The following is a 19,454-nucleotide window of genomic DNA, read 5'->3' on the forward strand; positions in this document are numbered from 1 at the left end:
GAACCGCATGTTGCCCCTGCAAATCCATCTGACCCTGCCGCCGTGGATCGGCGACGTGGCCGATGCCAACCGGCGTTACCAGAGCGACGAGGAACGCGTCGGGCTGGCGATCGAGCTGTCGAGACAGAACGTCGAGCGCGGCGGCGGCGGTCCGTTCGGAGCGGCCGTGTTCAACAACCACAGCGGCCGGCTGGTCGCCGTGGGCGTGAACCGCGTGGTGCCGCAGAGCTGCTCGGTGGCGCACGCGGAAATGATGGTGATCATGATCGCCCAGCAGCGGCTGAGCCGGCACCGGCTGAACGAGGACGGCGGCCACTACGTGCTGGCCACCAGCTCGCAGCCGTGCTGCCAGTGCTACGGCGCCAGCGTCTGGGCCGGCATCGATGAACTGCTGATCGGCGCGCGTTCCGAAGACGTGGAAGAGCTGACCGATTTCGACGAAGGCCCGCTGCCGGCCGACTGGATCGGCGAACTCGAGCGCCGCAACATCTCGGTTCGGCGCGACATCCTGCGTGACCAGGCCCGTGCGGTACTGGCCACTTACGGCGCCAGCGGCACGCCGTATTGAGCCGCTGGCGCGCCACGCTGCCGCTGGTGCTGCTGGTGCTGGCCGGCGTCGTGCTGTTCGCCTCCGGCTCGCTGGACCAGTTGACCCCGCACCGGCTGCTGGCCAACCAGGCCAGCCTGCATGCGCAGATCGATGACCACCCGTGGTTGAGCCGGCTGGCCTTCACCGGACTGCTGACGCTGACCGTGGCCACCGGCATCCCCGGCACCATCGTGGTGATCCTGGCCGGCGGCTTCGCCTTCGGGGTGTTCGACGCCACGCTGTATTCGTCGCTGGGGCTGACCCTGGGATCACTGATCCTGTTCCTGGCCAGCCGCTATGCCTTCGGCCCGGGCAGCCGCCAGCCGCCGGCCATCGTGGCGCGGCTGCACCATGGCTTCGAGCGGCACCCGGTCAGCTACACCCTGTTCCTGCGCTTCATTCCGATCGTGCCGTTCGGCGCGGTCACGGTGGCGCTGGCCTGGCTGCGCTGCCCGCTGTGGCTGTTCCTGGGCGCCAGCTGGCTGGGCGGCACGGTCGCGCTGATCTTCGAAACCTCGATCGGCGCCGGTCTTGGCGACGCGATGAGCCAGAGCGACAGCCTCGGGCTGGGCCTGTTCCTGCACCGCGGGGTGCTGTTGCCACTGGGCGCGATCGCCCTGCTGGCCCTGCTGCCCCTGCTGATCGAACGCATGACCCGGCGCCGGCGTCAGCGCCGATTCCCGCCGGAGTGAAACGGATCGCGGCAGCTGCCAAGCCGAGCCGTTTCGCGCTAGTGTGACCACCGGACAACCGGCAGCACCTCGGGCCCGGCATCAATGCCCATCGGTCCGCGACGCGCGATGGGAGACGGGACGGATGGACATGGCGGCTGACTCCTGGCCCAAACGACTGTGGCAACGCCGGTCGTTGATGCAGCGCATGGCCTTCGTGGCCCTGATGCCCGCCCTGATCACCGCCGCCCTGCTGGCGGCCTTCCTGGCCCAGCGCCAACTGGTCAACCTGCGCGAGATGGCCCGCAGCAATGCCGACGCCATCGCCACCCAGGCCGCCTCGATCAGCCTGCAGCCGTTGCGCAACATGCAGCTGCGCGAGCTGAACCGCATCGCCGACTCGGTGGGCGACCTGCCGCATGTCATCCGGGTGCAGATACGTAGCGGCGCCGGCCAGATCCTCGCCGACCACAACGAGCTCGACGGCAACCGCAAGCCGGCGGAGGTCCTCACCGTGGTGCGCGAGATGGTCGACCGCGACCAGCCCGGCGGCGTGGCCGAAGGTTCGGTGCGGGTGGACGTCAGCCTGCATGAAGCCATCGCCATGCAGCGCGCCAGCCTGCGCCACGCACTGATCGCGCTGCTGGTCAGCCTGCTGCTCGCCGGGGTACTCGCGTGGCAGGCGGCGCGCTGGATCAGTGCGCCATTGCGCCACCTTGCCGGCGCCGTGCATCAGCTGGGGATCGGCGATCGGCCGGTCGAGGTGCCGGTGACCGACCGCACGGAAATCGGCGAACTGCAACAGGGTTTCAACCATGCCGCCGCCGCGCTGCATGACATACAGAGCGGCATGCGCCAGCAGATCGAACAGGCGACGCGGGAGCTGGCGCACAAGAATGCCGCGCTCGAAGCCGCCAGCCTGGCCCGGTCGCGCTTTCTGGCCGCAGCCTCGCATGACCTGCGCCAGCCGCTCTACGCGCTGACGCTGTTTTCCTCCGCGCTGAGCGTCGACGAGAGCCGGCCGGAACAGCTGGACCGCATCGCCCACATCCAGGAATGCGTGCAGTCGCTCGACCATCTGTTCAACGAACTGCTCGACCTGTCGCGGCTGGAGACCGGGGCGGTGCAGGTCGAGATCAGCGAGTTCCCGCTGGCCCAGGTCTTTGCCGAAGTCACTCGCAACTTCGACATGGTCGCCGAGCAGCGCGAGTTGCAGTTGCTCATCCACCCGACCCGGCTGTGGGTACGCAGCGACCGCACCATGCTGAGCCGCATCCTCAACAACCTGGTCAGCAATGCGCTGCGCTTCACCCATCATGGCGGCGCGCTGCTCGGTGCCCGGCGGTGCGGGGACGGGCTGATCCGCATCGAGGTCTGGGACACCGGCAGCGGCATCGCGCCGGAACACCTGCCCAACGTGTTCGACGAGTTCTACCGCATCGACGACCGTGCCGACGCCGGGCTGGACGATGGCTCGCAATCGGGCCTCGGACTGGGGCTGGCCACGGTGCAGCGACTGGCGGAGCGGCTCGACACCGAAGTGCAGGTGAAGTCCCGGCTCGGTCGCGGCAGCGTATTCCACTTCCGCCTGCCGACCGCCGACGCCAGCCCCGATGAATCGCTGGCGCCCCAGGAGACGCCGGTCGACCTCAGCGGCAAGCGGGTGCTGGTGGTTGACGACGACCCGGCCATTCTCTCCGGGGTGCGTTTCCTGCTGCGCAGCTGGGGCTGCGAGGTGGAGGTGGCCGAGGATCGCCTGCAGGCGATGGAGGCCGTCGAGAACTGGCCCGGTCCGCCGGACATCGTGATCAGCGACCTGCAGTTGCGCGGCGGCACCCGCGGCATGGAACTGTTCGCCGCGCTCGACCAGCACTACCAGCGCGACGGCGACACGCCGTTCGCGCGACTGCTGGTCACCGGCGAGACCCGCGTCGACCATCTGCGCGAGATCATCGCGGCGAACATTCCGCTGCTGTACAAGCCCGTGTCGCCACCCCAGTTGCGCAGCGCGATGATGTCGGCGTGGACCAGCAGCCGCGCCGGCCGGTGATTGCGGGCTGGACGCAAAAAAAGAGCGCCCGGACGGGCGCTCTGAAAACTGGTGGGTCGTCCGGGATTCGAACCCGGGACCAATGGATTAAAAGTCCAGTGCTCTACCAACTGAGCTAACGACCCATCGTTGAAAACTCAAGCGATCAATTTTACGGGCTGCGTGGCAAGGGCACAAGCAAGCGCCCCGCGGCCGGATCACGCATAACGCGTGGGATCGGCCAGCCCGGCCTCGCGAAAACCCTGGGCGCGCAGGCGGCAAGCGTCGCAATGTCCGCAGGCGCGACCGTCGTCGTCGGCCTGGTAGCAGCTGACCGTGGCGGAAAAATCCACGCCCAGGCGCTGCCCTTCGCGGGCGATGTCGGCCTTGCTCATGCGCATCAGCGGCGCGTGGACACGGATACCGGCGCCCTCGACGCCGGCCTTGGTCGCCAGATTGGCCAGCTGTTCGAAAGCGTCGATGAAGGCCGGGCGGCAATCGGGGTAACCCGAATAGTCGACCGCGTTGACGCCGCACCAGATGTCACTGGAGCCCAGCACCTCGGCCCAGCCCAGCGCAATCGACAGCATGATGGTGTTGCGCGCCGGCACGTAGGTGACCGGGATGGCGCTGGCATCCGCCGCATCCAGCGGCACGTCGATGTCGGCGGTCAGCGCCGAACCGCCGATGCTGCGCAGGTCGATGCCCACCGTCTTGTGCTCGACCGCACCCAGCATGCTGGACACGCGGTCGGACGCCGCCAGTTCCGAATGATGGCGCTGGCCATAGGAGACGCTCAGCGCGTGCACCTGATAGCCCTGTTCACGAGCCATGGCGATGACGACCGCCGAATCCATGCCGCCGGAAACGAGTACGACGGCCTTGCGGGGGGAATGTTCAGACATGTTTTGCATCCACGGAGTGCGACCGGTCACCGGCCGGAAAGCGCCACCGGCAATACAGGCCGGCGCGCGATGTTCGTCGCAGGGTCCGGCCACCGATGGCCGTCCCCTTCCCGCGCCCCGGGCGGGCGCAGCAAACTATCTCCCGGCGGCGTCATTCCACAGCAGCTTGTGCAGCTGCAACTGGAAGCGCACCGGCAGCCTGTCGGCGATGATCCACTCAGCCAGTTCGCGCGGCTCGACCTTGCCCCAGACCGGCGAGAACAGCACCATGCAGCGATCGGCCAGGCGGTGCTCGGCCAGCATGGCGCATGACCACTCGTAGTCTTCGCGACTGGCGATGACGATCTTGATCTGGTCGTGCGGCAGCAGGTGATCGAGGTTCGACCACAGGTTGCGCGCGCTTTCGCCCGAGCCGGGTGCCTTCAGGTCCATCACCTTGCGCACGCGGGGATCGACGGCGGAAACGTCCAGCGCGCCCGAGGTCTCCAGCGACACCTCGTAGCCGGCATCGCACAGGCGCTGCAGCAGGATCAGGCAGCGCTTCTGCGCCAGCGGCTCGCCGCCGGTGACGCAGACATGCCGCGCGCCATGCGAGGCGACTTCGGCCAGGATCTCGTCGATGCCGTGCCAGTCGCCGCCGTGGAACGAATATTCGGTGTCGCACCAGACGCAGCGCAGCGGGCAGCCGGTGAGGCGCACGAACACGGTGCGCCAGCCGATCGCGTCGGCTTCACCCTGGATCGAGTGGAAGATCTCGGTAATGCGCAGCCGCTCGGGAACGGCTGCGGCAGGCGTCGCCGACGCCTGCTGCGCGTCATGGCCGCTCATCGCCGCGGGACTCAGTTGCCCGACTGCAGTTGCAGGCGCTGCAGGCGTTCCTGTGCCAGGCTGGCCGCCTTGGAGCCCGGGTACTTCGTGGTGACCTGGGTCAGCGTGGCCCTGGCCTCGGCGCTCTTGTTCAGCTCGAGCTGGCTGTAACCCACCTTGAGCAGGGCGTCGGGCGCCTTGTCACTCTGCGGGAACTGGCTCAGCAGCTGCTGGAACGACTCCAGCGCCACCGGGTAGTTGGTGGTGGCGTAGTACGACTCGCCCAGCCAGTACCAGGCGTTGGGAACCAGCGGATGATTCGGGAACTGCTGGATGAAGCTGCGGAACTCGCGCGAGGCTTCCACGTAATTGCCGCCGCGGATCGCCTTGAACGCCACGTCGTAGGCCGCCTGCGCCGCCGCGGGATCGCCCGCGGCGACAGCCGCGCTGGCTGCGGGCGCCGGAGCGTTGCCGGCGGCCGCTGCTGCCGGCACATTCGCATTGGCGCCAGCAGCGGGGCTGCCCGCGGCCGCCGCTGGCGGATTGCCGGCGCCGGGCGCCGCGCCCGCACCGCCCGATTCCAGACGCCCGAGCCGGGCATCGAGATCGGTGTACTGGGCCTTGTTCTTGTCGTCGAGCGTCTGCAGCTGGTGCTGCAGTTCCTCGACCTGACCCTGCAGTTGCTGCACCTGGGCCTGCAACTGCTGCATCTGGTTGACCATGCCCGTGCCGGACTGGTCCTTGTTCTGTGCCTGCTGTTCCAGCCGCGCGACACGATCGGCGAGGCTCAACCGGGAGTCCTGCGCGAAAGCCGGGAACGCGAACAGCACGGCGGACGCGATGGCGCCCGCCGTGCTGATCCTGGCTGCAAAGCTGTTAGCCAGTCGCTTCATCATTACTGCGCCGTGTAGACGATCTCGACGCGACGATTCTTGCTCCAGCAATCCTCGTTGTGCTCACGGCAAACCGGCTTTTCCTTGCCATAGCTGATCACTTCCAGCTGGCTGGCCTGGCCGCCATTGGCCTGCAGCGCGTCGGAAACGGCATTGCCACGACGCTCGCCGAGGCCGAGGTTGTACTCGCGGGTGCCGCGCTCGTCGGTGTTGCCTTCCAGACGGATGTGCGACATCGGGCGATCCTGCAGGTACTTGGCGTGGCACGCCATGATCTGCTGGAATTCCGGCTTGATCTCGGTCTTGTCGAAGTCGAAGTACACGACGCGCTGACGCAGGCAGGCATCGGTATCGAGATCGGCAGGGGTGTACTTGCCGTCAGAGACGGGCGCCTGCGCGGGAGCAGCCTGCTCCGGAGCCGGCTGCGGTTTGACTTCCTGCTTCTTGGAGCAAGCGGCCGCGCCTACGCAGAGCAGGGCAACCAGGGCGACGCGAACGGTCTTATTCATGGTGACGTTCCTTACGGGTTGAGTTCCGACAAACAATGACGATGGGAATTGCGGGACAGCTGACGCCGGTTGACCGGCTGTTATTTTGACACTTGAAAGATCGATGGTGCGTGAGCCTGCACCATCCACCTGACTGGCTCTCGACGCGACAAGCGCCGTCACCGGAAACCGAAACGCGCCTTGCCGGCGCTGTTCGGGCCCAATCCCTGGGCATCATGCTGCCGCACTTTCGCGCAGCAGCATGAAAATATCATCGTTGCCGGTATGGCCCCCAGGCCGGTTCGCGCACGTCGCCATCGGAAAGTACGAGGCGCTGGCGAACCTGACCGTCGGCCGATACGGCGTACAGCACGCCGCGACGTCCTTCGGTAGCGGCATAGAGCAGCATGCTGGCATTCGGAGCAAAACTCGGGGACTCGTCAATCGGGCCCGGCGAGAGGAATCGCACCTGGTCACCCAGGCTGCGGTCCATGATGGCAATACGATACACGTTCCCATTGCCCTGCACCATCGCGATCTGCTTGCCGTCGTAGCTCACCGAGGCGTTCGCGTTGTTCTGGCCCTGGAAACTGATCCGCTGCGGCGATCCGCCGCTGGCCGGGACCTGGTAGATCTGCGGCCGGCCGGAACGGTCGGAGGTGAAATAGATGCTCTGGCCGTCCGCCGACCAGACCGGCTCGGTGTCGATCGACAGGCTGTTGGTCAACCGGGTCTCATGGCGGCTGCCCAGATCCAGCACGAACAGCTCGAGGTTGCCCACGTAGGAAAGGGCCACCGCCAGCTTGCTGCCGTCCGGCGACCACGCCGGCGCACCATTGATGCCGCGCGGGTGCGACTCCACCAGCTGGCGCGAGCCGGTGGTGATGTCCTGCACGTAGATGTTCGAATTGCCGCTCTCGAACGACACATAGGCCAGCTTTTTGCCGTCCGGCGACCAGGCCGGCGACAGCAGCGACTCGCGCGAACGCGCCACCACCTGCGGGTTGTAGCCGTCCGAGTCGGCCACCAGCAGCGAATACGTCGTGTTGTTGCCCAGGCCGACGGCCGTGATATAGGCGATGCGGGTCCAGAAGGCGCCACGCACGCCGGTGATCTTCTCGTAGATCACGTCGGCGATCTGGTGCGCCACGCTGCGCAGGTCACCGGCGGGCGCCGGCGGCATCTGCTGGTGCAGCAGGCTCTGCTGCTTGTTGACGTCCCACAGCTCGTATTCGACCTGGACCATGCCGTTGCCGGCGTCCCGGATGCTGCCGACCACGATGTAGTCCTGCTTGAGCAGGCGCCAGGTCGGGAACTTGATGTCGGCTCCCTTCGAAGGGAACTCCACGATGTCGCTCTTGGCCAGCGAACGGAACTTGCCCGAGCGGTTGAAATCGTTGCGCATCACGTCGGCGACATCGGTCGACAGCGGGGCGCCGCCGGCCTGGGCAAACGGCACGACCACGATCGGGGTGGCGGTCTTGACGCCACCGACGATGTCCACATTCAGCGACTGGGCCGCGGCAGGACCGGCGAACAAGGCCACGGCGGCCAGCAGGACGATGGCGAAGCTTGAGCTGAATTTGCGCATGGGCTTGATCATTGCGGCCTGAATGTGAAGGTAAGGTTGCGTTGGAACACGCTTTCAAAACCCTTGTACGGCAGGGTCTTGGTGCGCAGCACCGCATTTTCGACCGAACGCCGACCTGCGTCGTCGTACGGGCAGCTGGAATCGACGGTCGCACTCATCACGTCGCCACCGGGCGATTGCACGATGTGAACCTGACAGGGGAGCGCCGCTATGTTATCCGGCCTTAACCAATTGGGCGTGACCGCATTCTGAATGGCCGCGGCGTATTCGTCGGCCAGGTTGCTGTTCGGGCTGTTGTTGCCGGTCTGGCGCTGGTCGGCGGCCGGCAGGTCGGGCTGACCGTCGTCCTGGGCGTTCTTGAGGTCCTCCAGCTGCTGCTTCGCCTGCTTCGCCTTGTTGTCCAGTTGCCTGGTCTGGGCCGAAGCCGCATCCATCTTGGCGAACAGCGCGTCGAGCTTCTTCTTTTCCTCGGCCTTCTTCTTCGCCGCCTCGGCATCCAGCTCGGACTGGCGCTGGCGCTCCTTTTCTTCCTGCAACTGCCTGGCGTCTTCGGCCTGCTTGGCGGCGTCCTCGACCACGCGTTCCTGGTCCTTGACGTCGACATGCTTGGGCGGCGGCGGCAGCTGGCTTACCGGCGGGGTCACCGGCGGTGGCGGGGTCGGCGGCGGGATGGTCGGCGGCGGCGGGGTGGAATCGGGCACAGGCCTGGCCTTGACCGCCTTCGGTGGCGGGCTGCCGGTGCGCCCGATCAGGGTCGCCTCGATGATCGGCCCCTGCAGCTCCAGCGGCTTGGCGCAGGCAATCGGATTCATCCACGCCGGCAGATGCAGCGCGTTGAAGAAATTCTCGTAACTGGAGCACGGCAGAACCGCGAGGAACAGAAACCCCACGATGCCGATGTGCAGGATGGCGGAGACTACGACCGCCTTCGGGGTCGCCTTACTTTCGTCCATCGGACGTGCTCTTGCCCTGCACCGGCTGGGCCATCAGGCCGACCTTGGAGACGCCGGCCTGTTGCAGGTCGGCCAGCACCTGGACCACGCCGCCGTAGTGCCCCTGGTCGTCGCCGGCCACCAGCACGTTGACGTCCGGATTGGTGCGCACGAACGCGCCGACCTTGGTCTGCAGCGCCGCCGCGTCGAGCAGCTCCTTCTCGGCGCCGGGCAGGGTAAGGAAGAGCTGGCCGTCCTGCTTCACCGTGACGATGACCGGGTCCTTCTTCTGCTGCAGCGACTTGGCGTCGGCCTGCGGCAGGTTCACGTCCACGTTGGACTTCATCATCGGCGTGGTGACCATGAAGATGATCAGCAGCACCAGCATCACGTCGATGTAAGGCACCACGTTGATTTCGGATTTGAGCTTGTAGCGCCGCTGACGGCCGGAGGTTCGCATGAGTGCTCTCCGCTCAGGCGACGTCGTCGGTCTGGATCTGCCGCTGCAGCACGGAGGAGAACTCCTCCTGGAACACGTCGTAGCGCGAGGCGATGCGCTCGACCTTGGTGGCGTAACGGTTGTACGCCCACTGCGCCGGGATCGCGGCGAACAGGCCCATGGCGGTGGCGATCAGCGCCTCGGAGATGTGCGGGGCGACCACCGCGATGGTGACGTCCTTCATCTCGCCCAGGCCCTGGAACGCACCCATGATGCCCCACACCGTGCCGAACAGGCCCACGTACGGGCTGATCGAGCCGACGTTGGCGAGGAATTCCAGGTTGCGTTCGAGCAGGCCGATCTCGCGCGTGCCGGCGACCTGCATGGCGCGCTCGGAACCCTCGATCACGCTGCGCGTGTCATGCGTCTTGCGCTGGCGCTGGCGGGCGAACTCGCGGAAGCCGGACTCGAAGATGTTCTCGATGCCGCCGGTGCCGCCCTGGCGGCTGCTGACCTCGCGGAACAGCTGGGCCAGGTCGCCGCCGGACCAGAAGCGCTCCTCGAACTCCTCGGCGTTCTCCATCGCCGCCTTGGTCTGCGAATACTTGCGCACGATGATGACCCAGGACAGGAACGAGAACACCAGCAATACCAGCAGCACCAGTTTCACCGGCAGGCTCGAATCCGCGATCAGCGTGAAAATGTTCAGTCCACCGTTCATTGCTTGCAGGTACTCCGCCGGTTCGGCTTGGTTATTCTTGAGGAATCAGGTCGGCCGGAATCGGTGCCGGCCGCATGCGCTGGAGATCGACGCAGGCCACCCGCACGCTGGCGCGGATCAGGCAACTGCCGTCCGCCTTCATGATCGTCTGGGTGAACAGGATACTGGCAGCGCGCCGTTCTTTGACGTCGACCGTTACCGTCAGTTCATCATCCAGCAGGGCTGGCTTGAGAAAGTCGATGTGCATGTCACGGACCATGAAGGCCAGTCCGGTGGCCTGCTTGTACGCCAGCTGGTCCACGCCCAGCGCGCGCATCCACTCGCTGCGGGCGCGCTCCATGAAGCGCAGGTAGCCGGCGTGATAGACCACGCCGCCGGCGTCGGTGTCTTCCCAGTAGACCCTGACCTTCCAGCTGAAAGGCAGTTGCGCGGCCGGCTCAGACATCGCCGGCCCCCGCATCGAACAGGTCGGCCGCCTGCGCCTGGCGCGGCGGCGGGGTCAGCCCCAGGTGACGCCAGCCCTTCGCGCTGACCATGCGGCCGCGGGCGGTGCGCACCAGGTAACCCTGCTGGATCAGGTACGGCTCGACCACGTCCTCCAGCGTGCCGCGGTCCTCGCTCAGCGCGGCGGCCAGCGACTCCACGCCAACCGGACCGCCGTCGAAATTCTCGATGATCAGGCCGAGCAGGCGCCGGTCCAGTTCGTCGAAACCCTGCGGGTCGATCTTCAGCATGTCCAGCGCCGCCTGCGCCGCGGCCAGGGTGATCTCGCCACCGGCGCGCACCTCGGCGTAATCGCGCACCCGGCGCAGCAGGCGGTTGGCGATGCGCGGCGTGCCGCGCGAACGGCGGGCGATTTCCTGCGCCCCTTCCGGCGCGCAGCTGATGCCGAGTATCCTCGCCGCCCGGCGCACGATCGCGGTGAGCTCGTCGGCGGTGTAGAACTCCAGCCGCTGCACGATGCCGAAACGGTCGCGCAAGGGCGCGGTGAGCATGCCGGCGCGGGTGGTCGCGCCGATCAGGGTGAACGGCGGCAGGTCCAGCTTGATCGAGCGGGCGGCCGGGCCCTCGCCGATCATGATGTCGATCTGGAAGTCTTCCATCGCCGGGTACAGCACTTCCTCGACCACCGGCGACAGCCGGTGGATCTCGTCGACGAACAGCACGTCGTTCGCCTCCAGGTTGGTCAGCAGCGCGGCGAGGTCGCCGGCGCGTTCCAGCACCGGGCCGGAGGTGGAGCGCACGTTGACGCCAAGCTCGTTGGCGATCACGTGGCTCAGCGTGGTCTTGCCCAGGCCGGGCGGGCCGAAGATCAGCACGTGGTCCAGCGCCCCGCCCCGCTTCCTGGCCGCCTCGATGTAGATCGACAGCTGTTCGCGCACCGCCTGCTGGCCGAGGTATTCGGTCAGCCGTTTCGGCCGGATGGTGGCTTCCAGCGCGTCGTCGTCGAGCTGGGCGGCGGCGGTGATGATGCGGGCTTCGGTCATGCCGCCATTATGGCAGGCGGATGAAACGGAGCGGGAATCACCGGCAAAGGCAGCCCTTCATGCCGGGAACGTGCTTTCCTGCACTTTCCCGGCTCGCAGGATCGGGCGTTGCCCGATCCTGCTTCGAATGCCGATCGCCAAAACGATCGGCATTCGTGCGGCCCATCCGTGGGCCGCGGTGGAGATCCGATCCGCTGCGCGGATCAGATCTCCACCTGCGCCCCCAGCTCGATCAGCCGGTTGCCGGGGATCTGGAAGAACGCGGTGGCGGGCAACGCGTTGCGCGACATGAAGGCGAACAGCTTGTCGCGCCACAGCGCCATCCCGGGACGACGCTCGTCCGCCACGATGCTCTCGCGGGACAGGAAGAAGGTGGTGTCCATCATGTCGAAGGCGAGGCCTTCGCGCGAACACTGCGACAGCGCCTGCGGGATGTTCGGGTCCTCGGCGAAGCCGAAGCGCAGCTCCAGCGCGTAGAAGTCGTCGCTGCCGGACGACAGCGCGGTGAGCTGGATGCGCTCATCGGCCTCGGCCACCGGCGTTTCCAGGATGCCGACGGTGAGCAGCACGTTGCGCTCGTGCAGCACCTTGTTGTGCTTCAGGTTGTGCAGCAGGGCATGCGGCACCGCACTGAGGTTGGCGGTGAGGAACACCGCCGTGCCGGGCACGCGCAATGGCGGATGCGCAGCCATGTTCTCGATGAACGGCGCCAGCGCCAGGCCGCCCTGCTTGATCTCGCGCACCACCAGCTCGCGACCGCGGCGCCAGGTGGTCATCACCGCGAACATCAGCAGGCCCAGCACCAGCGGGAACCAGCCGCCCTGCAGGATCTTCAGCGTATTGGCGCCGAAGTAGCTGAGGTCGATCGCCAGCAGGATCACGCCCAGGCCGATCACCAGCAGACGGCTCCACTGCCACATGCGGCGGGCCACGATCATCACCAGGACCGTGTCGATCGCCATCGTGCCGGTCACGGCGATGCCATAGGCGCCGGCCAGCGCGTTGGACGAGCCGAAACCGACCACGGTGGCGATCACCGCCACCATCAGCGCGCGGTTGATCCACGGCAGGAAGACCTGCCCGATCGCCTCGCGCGAGGTGTGCACCACCTGCATGCGGGGCAGGAAGCCGAGCTGGATCGCCTGCCGACACACGGTGAAAGCGCCGGAGATCACCGCCTGCGAAGCGATCACCGCCGCCATCGTGGCCAGCGCGATCATCGGATACAGCGCCCACTCCGGCACCGAGTGATAGAACGGGTTGGCGATGGTCTCCGGATGCACCAGCAGCAGGCCGCCCTGGCCGTAGTAATTCAGCAGCAGCGCCGGCATCACGAAGAAGAACCACGCGGCGCGGATCGGCACCCGGCCGAAGTGGCCCATGTCGGTATACAGCGCCTCGGCGCCGGTCACGCACAGCACCACCGAACCCAGCGCCAGGATCGAGGTCTTGCCATGAGTCATGAAGAACTGCACCGCATGCCATGGATTCAGTGCACGCAGCACTTCCGGTGCCTGGATGATATTCCATACGCCGATTACCCCCAGTGCCAGGAACCACACCACCATCACCGGCCCGAAGATCGCGCCGACCTTGGCCGTACCATGCCGCTGCAGCCAGAACAGGCCCACCAGCACCGCCACCGTCACCGGCACCACGTAATGCGACAGCGACGGCGCGGCCACCTGCAGGCCCTCGATCGCGGACAACACGGTAATGGATGGCGTGATCACGCCATCGCCGAAGAACAGCGCCGCCCCCAGCAAGGCCATCAGCATCACCGCCCGACGCGTGGCCACGGACTTGCCGCTGGCACGCTGCGCCAGCGTCATCAGCGCCATGATGCCGCCCTCGCCCTTGTTGTCCGCTCGCATGACCAGGCTGACGTACTTCACCGCCACCACCATGATCAGCGACCAGGTCACCAGCGACAGGATGCCCAGCACCGTGCTCGGCCGGGGATGCAGGCCGTGCTCGGGCAGGAAGGTCTCGTGCATGGTGTACAGCGGGCTGGTGCCGATGTCGCCGAACACCACGCCGATCGCGCCGAGGATCAGCGTCGACTTGGCGCCACGCACGTGGGCGGTGTCACCGTGGGCCGATGGCTGGGCCGGGTTGTCTGCTTGTGTATTCATTGAAGTCCTGGCGAGCTAGCTGCCCAGAGCGGCGCGCAGCGCCTTGCGGATGATGGCTTCGGCCGTATCGCCTTCCGCGGCCACTTTCTGCACCAGGCGGCTGACTTCGGCTGGCTTGTAGCCCAGCTGCTGCAGCGCCACGGTCGCCTCGCCGGCCGCATCGAGTGGCGCGCTGGCCCGCTGCGACGGCACGCCGGGAACGCCGGCCACGCCGTCGAGCCGGTCGCGCAGTTCCACCACGATGCGTTCGGCGGTCTTCTTGCCGATGCCGGGAATCTTGGTCAGCGCCACCACGTCGCCGGCCTGCACCAGCCGCGCGAAGTGGTCGGTGGACACGCCGGACAACACGGACAAGGCGATCTTCGCGCCGATGCCGCTGACCTTGAGCAGGTTGCGGAACAGCGCGCGCTCGGTCTCGTGCAGGAAGCCATAAAGAGTGATGCCGTCTTCCTTCACCGCATGATGGATCAGCAACACCACTTCCTTGCCCAGGCCCGGCAAGTCGTAGATGGTCGACATCGGCGCCTCGACGTCGTAGCCGATCCCGCCCACGTCGACCAGCAACGACGGCGGCTGCTTGCCGATCAGGGTGCCGCGCAGCCGCCCGATCACCGGCGCCGCCTCGCGGTCTTCTTCATCCGCGACGCCTTCATCGGCGTCGCCTCCAGGCGGTGCGCGGAATGCCGACCCGGGCCAGGCTGGCGCGGGTATGCGCATGGGTCACGGCGATCGCCAGCGCATCGGCGGCGTCAGCCTGCAGCGGACCTTTCAGGCCAAGCAGGACGCCGATCATGTGCTGCACCTGGGTCTTGTCGCCGCGGCCACTGCCGACCACGGATTGCTTCACTTCGGTTGCCGCGTATTCGTGCACCACGATCCCCTGACTGACCACTGCGCAAATGGCGGCGCCACGCGCCTGGCCCAGCTTCAATGCCGAGTCGGGGTTGCGCGCCATGAACACGCGCTCGATCCCGCATTCGGCCGGCCGATGCGTGGCGATGATGTCACACAGCTCGTCAAAGATGCGTTTGAGCCGCAGCGGGAAGGTCGCCTCGCCCGCCACGGCAAGCGCACCATGGAACACATGGCTCAGCTTGCCCGTGTCATCCACGTCGATGATGCCCACGCCGGTGCGCTGGCTGCCCGGATCGATGCCGATGATGCGCACGGCACGGGAATCGGGAATCGGGAGTCGGGAATCGGAAGCTGCGCACCCAGCGACGGAGGCCTTGCTCATGATTGAGCTCGGCCGCGGATGAAGATCACCCGGGACTGCGCGGTCCTGTCCATTCCCTATGCCCGATTCCCCATTCCCTGCTTCACGTCGGCAGCAGGGCGTTGTGGGACACCTCGCTCACATCGTCCAGCGAGTCCAGCTTCTCGAGCAGGTCCATCAGCTGTTCCAGCGCCTCTTCCGGCACCTCGACGCGGTTGTTGGGACGCATCACCACGCCGGCGTGCAGCGCGCTCAGCCCCGCATCGACCAGCGCCTGCTGCACCGCCTCGAAGTTTTCCGGCGCGCACAGCACGGTGCTTTCGCCGTGCTCGTTGACCACGTCATCGGCGCCGGCTTCCAGTGCTGCCTCCAGCACCTTCTCCTCGGCCGCCTCGTCGCCGCCGGTGGCAAACACCAGCTCGCCGCAACGGGTGAACTGGAACGCCACCGAACCGCTGGTGCCCAGGTTGCCGCCGTGCTTGGTCAGCGCATAGCGCACGTCGGCCACGGTGCGGGTGGGGTTGTCGGTGAAGCTTTCGATGATCAGCGCGGTGCCGGCCGGGCCGTAGCCCTCGTAGCGCAGTTCCTGCATGTCGGCGCCGCCATCGGCACCGGAGCCGCGCTTGATCGCGCGCTCGATGGTGTCCTTGGTCATGTTGGCTGACAAGGCCTTGTCGATCGCCGCGCGCAGGCGCGGGTTGCCGCCAGGGTCTGCCACTCCGGCGCGGGTGGCGACGGTGATTTCGCGGATCAGCTTGGTGAACACCTTGGCGCGCTTGGCGTCTTCGGCGTTCTTGCGACCTTCGATGGACGGACCTCTACCCATGACGATTCCTGCACGACGGCGGTTGGACAAGCCGGGAATTTTACCTGAATTGAACCTGTGTGCCGGATCGCGGGGTGCGGCGTCTCAACGCGGCTGCGGTGGCGAAAAACGCCCGTGGCGCAGGAAACCGGCAGTCAGCTGCGCCACTTCGGGCGAAAACAGCAGGCCGGTGTGGTTGGTTTCGACCACGCAATGGTCGGCAAGCCCCGGCAGAAGGGTCTCCTCGACCGCCACGGTGCCATCGTGTTCGCCCTGGAAATGACCAAGCATGGCGCCCAGTCCCAGCGGCGTGCAGCCGGCGATCATGCCCACCTCGCGCGGGCCATCCCAGCGTTCGAGCCCCTGCTCCAGCAGCTCGCGGTTGTGCCCCAGCAATACCTCGCCACCACGTCCCCAGCGGGCAAAGCTGCGCGCCGCCGCACTGCCACGCAGCGGCGAACCGAGGCAGACGATGCGACCGGACGGCAATGCGGCGGCGTCATGGCAGGCGCGCAGCGCGAGCAGCCCGCCCAGGCTGTGCCCGACCAGGTGCACGGCCTGGGCATCGGCTTCGCCGAGCAAGTCGGTCATGCGTGCATGCAACTGGTCCAGGATGCGCTGCTCGGTGGCCGCCACGCTGAGGTAGTCGAAGCGATGCACGCGAAAGCCCGCCTCCATCAGCCGGCGATGCAGCATGGACAACGCAAAACCGCGCATCCAGAGGCCGTGCAGCAGGATCACATGTTCAGACATGGCGAGCGCCGGGAAGGGTGGCCGGGGAGCCGGGAATCGAAAACGTGGAAGCGGCCGGCATGGACAACCGCCCGAAGCCGCCCACGCTCCTAAGCCCGCACCGCCACGTGCAGTTCCTTCAACTGCGCATCGCCGACCGGCGACGGCGCGTCGGTCATCAGATCCTGCGCGCTGGTGGTCTTGGGGAAGGCGATCACGTCGCGGATCGACTCGGTGCCGGCCATCAGCGCGGCGATGCGGTCGATGCCGAAGGCCAGGCCGCCGTGGGGCGGCGCGCCGAACTTCAGCGCCTTGAGCAGGAAGCCGAACTTCGCCTCGGCCTCGTCCGCGCCGATGCCCAGCAACTCGAATACCGCGCTCTGCATGTCCGGCCGGTGGATACGGATCGAACCGCCGCCGATCTCGTTGCCGTTGAGCACCATGTCGTAGCCCCGGCTCACCGCGGTGGCGGCGTGGCTCTTCAGGTCGGCGATGTCGTCGATCTTCGGCGCGGTGAACGGATGGTGCAGGGCGACGTAGCGCTGTTCTTCCGCGTCGTATTCGAACATCGGAAAGTCGGTGACCCACAGCGGCTTCCAGCCTTCCTCGACCAGGCCACGATCCTTGCCCACCTTCAGGCGCACCGCGCCCATGAAGTCGGTGACGGTCTTCCACGCGCCGGCGCCGAAGAACACGATGTCACCGGTCTGCGCGCCGGTGGCTTTCAGCACGCCGTCCAGCGCCACGTCGTCGAGGAACTTCGCCACCGGCGAGTTGATGCCCTCGCGACCCCTGACCAGATCCTCGACCTTCAGCCAGGCCAGGCCCTTCGCGCCGTAGCGCGAGGCGTATTCGGTCAGGCCGTCGATGTCCTTGCGCGACAGGGTGCTGCCGCCGGGCACGCGCAAGGCCGCCACGCGGCCATCCGGAGCATTGGCCGGCTCGGCGAACACCTTGAACTCGATATGCTTCAGCGCAGCGGCCACGTCGACCAGCTCCAGCGCGATGCGCAGGTCCGGCTTGTCCGAACCGAAGCGACGCATCGCCTCAGCCCAGGTCATGCGCGGGAACGCGGCGTCCAGCTCCACGCCCTGCACTTCGCGGAACACGTGGCGGATCAGCTCCTCCACGAAATCCTGCACGTCCTTTTCCTCGACGAAGGCAAACTCCAGGTCGAGCTGGGTGAATTCCGGCTGGCGGTCGGCGCGCAGGTCCTCGTCGCGGAAGCAGCGGGCGATCTGGTAGTAGCGATCGAAGCCGGCCATCATCAGGATCTGCTTGAACAGCTGCGGCGACTGCGGCAGGGCGTAGAACTGGCCCGGGTGCACGCGGCTGGGCACCAGGTAATCGCGCGCACCTTCGGGGGTGGCCTTGGTCAGGATCGGCGTCTCGATGTCCTGGAAGCCACGCTCGTCCAGGTAGCGGCGCAGCGCCTGCACCAGCCTGATCCGCTTGCGCATCATCGCCTGCATCTCCGGGCGGCGCAGGTCGAGGTAGCGGTAGGTCATCCGCATGTCTTCGTTCGGATTCTCGTGCAGTGCGAACGGCAGATCCTTCGCGGCATTGAGGATCTCCACCGTGTCGGCCAACAGCTCGACCGTGCCGGTCTTCAGCTTGTCGTTGACCGACACGCGCGCACGGATGGTGCCGGTGACACGCAGGCAATACTCGTTGCCGATCTCGCCGGCCACGGCAAAGGCCGCGGCGTTGTCGCGGTCGACCACCACCTGCGCCAGGCCCTCGTGGTCGCGCAGGTCGACGAAGGCGACGTGGGCCTGCAGACGAATCTTGTTGACCCAGCCGCACAGGGTGACGGACTGGCCGATCAGCGACTCATCGATGAGGCCGCAGTAATGCGTGCGCATGCGTTGGAACTCCGGCGTCGCCGCGGGGCGACTTCAGGCAGGGGAAAAGACCGCCAAGTTTACCACCGCCGCGCGCCGCGGCGGACCGGCGGCGGACGACCGCCACCGGCCCGGCCCGCATCACCAGCGGCGATCGACCAGGAACTGGCCGCGGCAACCGTGCGCCACCCACACCCCGGCGCGGTTCCAGCCCCAGCTGTAGCCCTCGGTGCAGCGGGCATCGGAGAGCTGGCGTGCCAGTCGCACGCTGCCGTTGCGGCCCACGTCGACTTGGCACATCTGGTACTTCTTCTTGTTGCTGTCGCACTGCAGGCTGATCCGGCGATTCCAGTCCGGGCCTGGCTGCCAGCCGCCGTGCGGGTTGCCATGTCCCCCACGATCACCACGGTAGTCACCGTAGCCACCGCGCCCGGCCGGACCGAACAGGCCGCGGCAACCCCGGTCGACCCACAAGGTGCCGTGATCCATGCCCCAGCTCTGGCCCTCGATGCAGGCGCCCTTGGACTCCTGCTTGTAGAGTTCGACCCGGCGCCACGGCACGGCGCAGCGGGCATAGTGCCCGTCCTTGCTCACGCAGCGCACCGGCGCATCCGACTGCGCGCGCACCGGCGACGCGATCCCGAGCAGGCTGCCCAGCAGTCCTGCAATGACTATTCCACTGGTCCATCCGCTGATTGCGCGCATCGGTCTTGCTCCTCGCTGGCAGTGGCGGCAGCGGGATCGCCGCCGTCTCCGGAGGTCAGCATATCTTGCGAAGCCGCGCAGGAAACTGCGCCGCCGCTCCGTGGTTCAGCTTCCGCTGTTGCCCGATCCGCCTGCCGCCGGCGCGGGGCTGGCAGCGGGGGCGGGGGCTGCGGCCGCAGCGACCGGCGCACCGGCGGCGGGCTTGGCCTCGCCCGGTGATGCATCGACCAGGTTGCGCTTCTTGTCGCCGTCCTTCTTGAAGTCGGTCTCGTACCAGCCGCTGCCAGCCAGCCGGAAGGACGGCGCGCTGACCCGCCGGTGCAGGTTCGGGGTGTCGCACGCGGGGCAGACCACCGGGTCGGTGTCGGACAACTTCTGCAGGCGGTCGAAACGGTGACCGCACTGGCTGCATTCGAATTCGTAGATGGGCATGGAGGCTCCGGAAAATCCCGCCGGCACGCGAGC

Annotated in this window: 21 protein-coding genes and 1 tRNA gene; 3 read left to right on the top strand and 19 right to left on the bottom strand. The window is 67.1% G+C overall.

The genetic code is table 11. From position 1 onward, the window contains the following. Positions 1–7: 7 nt before the first annotated feature. The 3 genes from ABNK63_RS13320 to ABNK63_RS13330 all read left to right on the top strand — a co-directional run bounded on the left by ABNK63_RS13320 (position 8) and on the right by ABNK63_RS13330 (position 3,310). Positions 8–568, top strand: a complete 561-nt coding sequence (locus ABNK63_RS13320) for a nucleoside deaminase (RefSeq protein ID WP_007808429.1) — start codon at positions 8–10, stop codon at positions 566–568. Next, positions 565–1,281, top strand: a complete 717-nt coding sequence (locus ABNK63_RS13325; RefSeq protein WP_007808427.1) for a VTT domain-containing protein — start codon at positions 565–567, stop codon at positions 1,279–1,281. Before ABNK63_RS13320 ends, ABNK63_RS13325 begins: the two co-directional genes overlap by 4 nt. A 130-nt stretch (positions 1,282–1,411) precedes the next feature. Next, the gene (locus tag ABNK63_RS13330; protein WP_238530930.1) at positions 1,412–3,310 is read left to right on the top strand and encodes a hybrid sensor histidine kinase/response regulator; all 1,899 of its coding nucleotides are present in this window, start codon (positions 1,412–1,414) and stop codon (positions 3,308–3,310) included. A 49-nt stretch (positions 3,311–3,359) separates the two neighbouring features. Here ABNK63_RS13330 and ABNK63_RS13335 read toward each other — a convergent pair. From ABNK63_RS13335 to ABNK63_RS13425, 19 genes are all read right to left on the bottom strand, one after another. Next, a tRNA-Lys gene (locus ABNK63_RS13335) sits at positions 3,360–3,435 on the bottom strand. Between the two features lie 72 nt (positions 3,436–3,507). Further along, a complete protein-coding gene (queC, locus tag ABNK63_RS13340; RefSeq protein ID WP_007808423.1) occupies positions 3,508–4,194 on the bottom strand; it encodes a 7-cyano-7-deazaguanine synthase QueC in 687 nt (228 codons plus the stop codon). 135 nt (positions 4,195–4,329) lie between these two features. Continuing rightward, positions 4,330–5,022 carry a 7-carboxy-7-deazaguanine synthase QueE gene (gene queE, locus ABNK63_RS13345; RefSeq protein WP_007808420.1) on the bottom strand — a complete coding sequence of 231 codons (693 nt, stop codon included), beginning with the start codon at positions 5,020–5,022 and terminating at the stop codon, positions 4,330–4,332. An 11-nt stretch (positions 5,023–5,033) separates the two neighbouring features. Beyond that, entirely contained in the window at positions 5,034–5,897 is an 864-nt protein-coding gene (gene ybgF, locus ABNK63_RS13350; protein ID WP_350015901.1) for a tol-pal system protein YbgF, read from the bottom strand. Further along, on the bottom strand, positions 5,897–6,403 hold the full coding sequence (gene pal / locus ABNK63_RS13355; protein ID WP_007808417.1) for a peptidoglycan-associated lipoprotein Pal: 507 nt from the start codon (positions 6,401–6,403) through the stop codon (positions 5,897–5,899). Before pal ends, ybgF begins: the two co-directional genes overlap by 1 nt. Positions 6,404–6,653: 250 nt before the next feature. Continuing rightward, on the bottom strand, positions 6,654–7,973 hold the full coding sequence (tolB, locus tag ABNK63_RS13360; RefSeq protein ID WP_007808415.1) for a Tol-Pal system beta propeller repeat protein TolB: 1,320 nt from the start codon (positions 7,971–7,973) through the stop codon (positions 6,654–6,656). 8 nt (positions 7,974–7,981) lie between these two features. Continuing rightward, a complete protein-coding gene (gene tolA / locus ABNK63_RS13365; protein ID WP_350015902.1) occupies positions 7,982–8,926 on the bottom strand; it encodes a cell envelope integrity protein TolA in 945 nt (314 codons plus the stop codon). Next, positions 8,913–9,365: a protein TolR gene (gene tolR, locus ABNK63_RS13370; RefSeq protein WP_007808412.1), complete on the bottom strand. Its 453-nt coding sequence runs from the start codon at positions 9,363–9,365 to the stop codon at positions 8,913–8,915. The genes tolA and tolR overlap by 14 nt, the downstream gene beginning before the upstream one ends. Before the next feature lie 13 nt (positions 9,366–9,378). Beyond that, positions 9,379–10,065 carry a protein TolQ gene (gene tolQ / locus ABNK63_RS13375; protein ID WP_007808409.1) on the bottom strand — a complete coding sequence of 229 codons (687 nt, stop codon included), beginning with the start codon at positions 10,063–10,065 and terminating at the stop codon, positions 9,379–9,381. Positions 10,066–10,096: 31 nt separating this feature from the next. Beyond that, on the bottom strand, positions 10,097–10,510 hold the full coding sequence (gene ybgC / locus ABNK63_RS13380; RefSeq protein ID WP_007808407.1) for a tol-pal system-associated acyl-CoA thioesterase: 414 nt from the start codon (positions 10,508–10,510) through the stop codon (positions 10,097–10,099). Next, positions 10,503–11,552, bottom strand: coding sequence for a Holliday junction branch migration DNA helicase RuvB (gene ruvB, locus ABNK63_RS13385; protein WP_350015903.1), 1,050 nt, complete (start codon positions 11,550–11,552; stop codon positions 10,503–10,505). Before ruvB ends, ybgC begins: the two co-directional genes overlap by 8 nt. A 203-nt stretch (positions 11,553–11,755) precedes the next feature. Beyond that, positions 11,756–13,687, bottom strand: a complete 1,932-nt coding sequence (locus tag ABNK63_RS13390; protein ID WP_007808404.1) for a potassium transporter Kup — start codon at positions 13,685–13,687, stop codon at positions 11,756–11,758. A 15-nt stretch (positions 13,688–13,702) separates the two neighbouring features. Next, positions 13,703–14,299: a Holliday junction branch migration protein RuvA gene (gene ruvA / locus ABNK63_RS13395; protein ID WP_007808402.1), complete on the bottom strand. Its 597-nt coding sequence runs from the start codon at positions 14,297–14,299 to the stop codon at positions 13,703–13,705. Positions 14,300–14,336: 37 nt separating this feature from the next. Further along, complete coding sequence (ruvC, locus tag ABNK63_RS13400) at positions 14,337–14,855, bottom strand: crossover junction endodeoxyribonuclease RuvC (RefSeq protein ID WP_007808400.1); 519 nt, start codon at positions 14,853–14,855, stop codon at positions 14,337–14,339. Positions 14,856–15,006: 151 nt separating this feature from the next. Continuing rightward, complete coding sequence (locus ABNK63_RS13405; RefSeq protein WP_007808398.1) at positions 15,007–15,729, bottom strand: YebC/PmpR family DNA-binding transcriptional regulator; 723 nt, start codon at positions 15,727–15,729, stop codon at positions 15,007–15,009. Between the two features lie 84 nt (positions 15,730–15,813). After that, positions 15,814–16,461: an alpha/beta hydrolase gene (locus tag ABNK63_RS13410; RefSeq protein WP_040673331.1), complete on the bottom strand. Its 648-nt coding sequence runs from the start codon at positions 16,459–16,461 to the stop codon at positions 15,814–15,816. A gap of 89 nt (positions 16,462–16,550) precedes the next feature. Then, entirely contained in the window at positions 16,551–18,305 is a 1,755-nt protein-coding gene (aspS, locus tag ABNK63_RS13415) for an aspartate--tRNA ligase (RefSeq protein ID WP_007808396.1), read from the bottom strand. Between the two features lie 120 nt (positions 18,306–18,425). Continuing rightward, positions 18,426–18,989, bottom strand: a complete 564-nt coding sequence (locus ABNK63_RS13420; protein ID WP_007808395.1) for a DUF3011 domain-containing protein — start codon at positions 18,987–18,989, stop codon at positions 18,426–18,428. Positions 18,990–19,094: 105 nt separating this feature from the next. Next, complete coding sequence (locus ABNK63_RS13425; protein WP_350015904.1) at positions 19,095–19,421, bottom strand: zinc ribbon domain-containing protein; 327 nt, start codon at positions 19,419–19,421, stop codon at positions 19,095–19,097. Positions 19,422–19,454 lie beyond the last annotated feature (33 nt).

It is taken from the genome of Rhodanobacter sp. IGA1.0 (genome assembly GCF_040208325.1).
Lineage (GTDB): Bacteria > Pseudomonadota > Gammaproteobacteria > Xanthomonadales > Rhodanobacteraceae > Rhodanobacter > Rhodanobacter spathiphylli.

Bases quoted from the DNA above. Each gene is read 5' to 3' on its own strand.
- ABNK63_RS13320 (WP_007808429.1), top strand. From the start codon at position 8: ATGTTGCCCCTGCAAATCCATCTGACCCTGCCGCCGTGGATCGGCGAC.
- ABNK63_RS13330 (WP_238530930.1), top strand. From the start codon at position 1,412: ATGGCGGCTGACTCCTGGCCCAAACGACTGTGGCAACGCCGGTCGTTG.
- queC (WP_007808423.1), bottom strand. From the start codon at position 4,194: ATGTCTGAACATTCCCCCCGCAAGGCCGTCGTACTCGTTTCCGGCGGC.
- queE (WP_007808420.1), bottom strand. From the start codon at position 5,022: ATGAGCGGCCATGACGCGCAGCAGGCGTCGGCGACGCCTGCCGCAGCC.
- ybgF (WP_350015901.1), bottom strand. From the start codon at position 5,897: ATGATGAAGCGACTGGCTAACAGCTTTGCAGCCAGGATCAGCACGGCG.
- pal (WP_007808417.1), bottom strand. From the start codon at position 6,403: ATGAATAAGACCGTTCGCGTCGCCCTGGTTGCCCTGCTCTGCGTAGGC.
- tolB (WP_007808415.1), bottom strand. From the start codon at position 7,973: ATGCGCAAATTCAGCTCAAGCTTCGCCATCGTCCTGCTGGCCGCCGTG.
- tolA (WP_350015902.1), bottom strand. From the start codon at position 8,926: ATGGACGAAAGTAAGGCGACCCCGAAGGCGGTCGTAGTCTCCGCCATC.
- tolR (WP_007808412.1), bottom strand. From the start codon at position 9,365: ATGCGAACCTCCGGCCGTCAGCGGCGCTACAAGCTCAAATCCGAAATC.
- tolQ (WP_007808409.1), bottom strand. From the start codon at position 10,065: ATGAACGGTGGACTGAACATTTTCACGCTGATCGCGGATTCGAGCCTG.
- ybgC (WP_007808407.1), bottom strand. From the start codon at position 10,510: ATGTCTGAGCCGGCCGCGCAACTGCCTTTCAGCTGGAAGGTCAGGGTC.
- ruvB (WP_350015903.1), bottom strand. From the start codon at position 11,552: ATGACCGAAGCCCGCATCATCACCGCCGCCGCCCAGCTCGACGACGAC.
- ABNK63_RS13390 (WP_007808404.1), bottom strand. From the start codon at position 13,687: ATGAATACACAAGCAGACAACCCGGCCCAGCCATCGGCCCACGGTGAC.
- ABNK63_RS13405 (WP_007808398.1), bottom strand. From the start codon at position 15,729: ATGGGTAGAGGTCCGTCCATCGAAGGTCGCAAGAACGCCGAAGACGCC.
- ABNK63_RS13410 (WP_040673331.1), bottom strand. From the start codon at position 16,461: ATGTCTGAACATGTGATCCTGCTGCACGGCCTCTGGATGCGCGGTTTT.
- aspS (WP_007808396.1), bottom strand. From the start codon at position 18,305: ATGCGCACGCATTACTGCGGCCTCATCGATGAGTCGCTGATCGGCCAG.
- ABNK63_RS13420 (WP_007808395.1), bottom strand. From the start codon at position 18,989: ATGCGCGCAATCAGCGGATGGACCAGTGGAATAGTCATTGCAGGACTG.
- ABNK63_RS13425 (WP_350015904.1), bottom strand. From the start codon at position 19,421: ATGCCCATCTACGAATTCGAATGCAGCCAGTGCGGTCACCGTTTCGAC.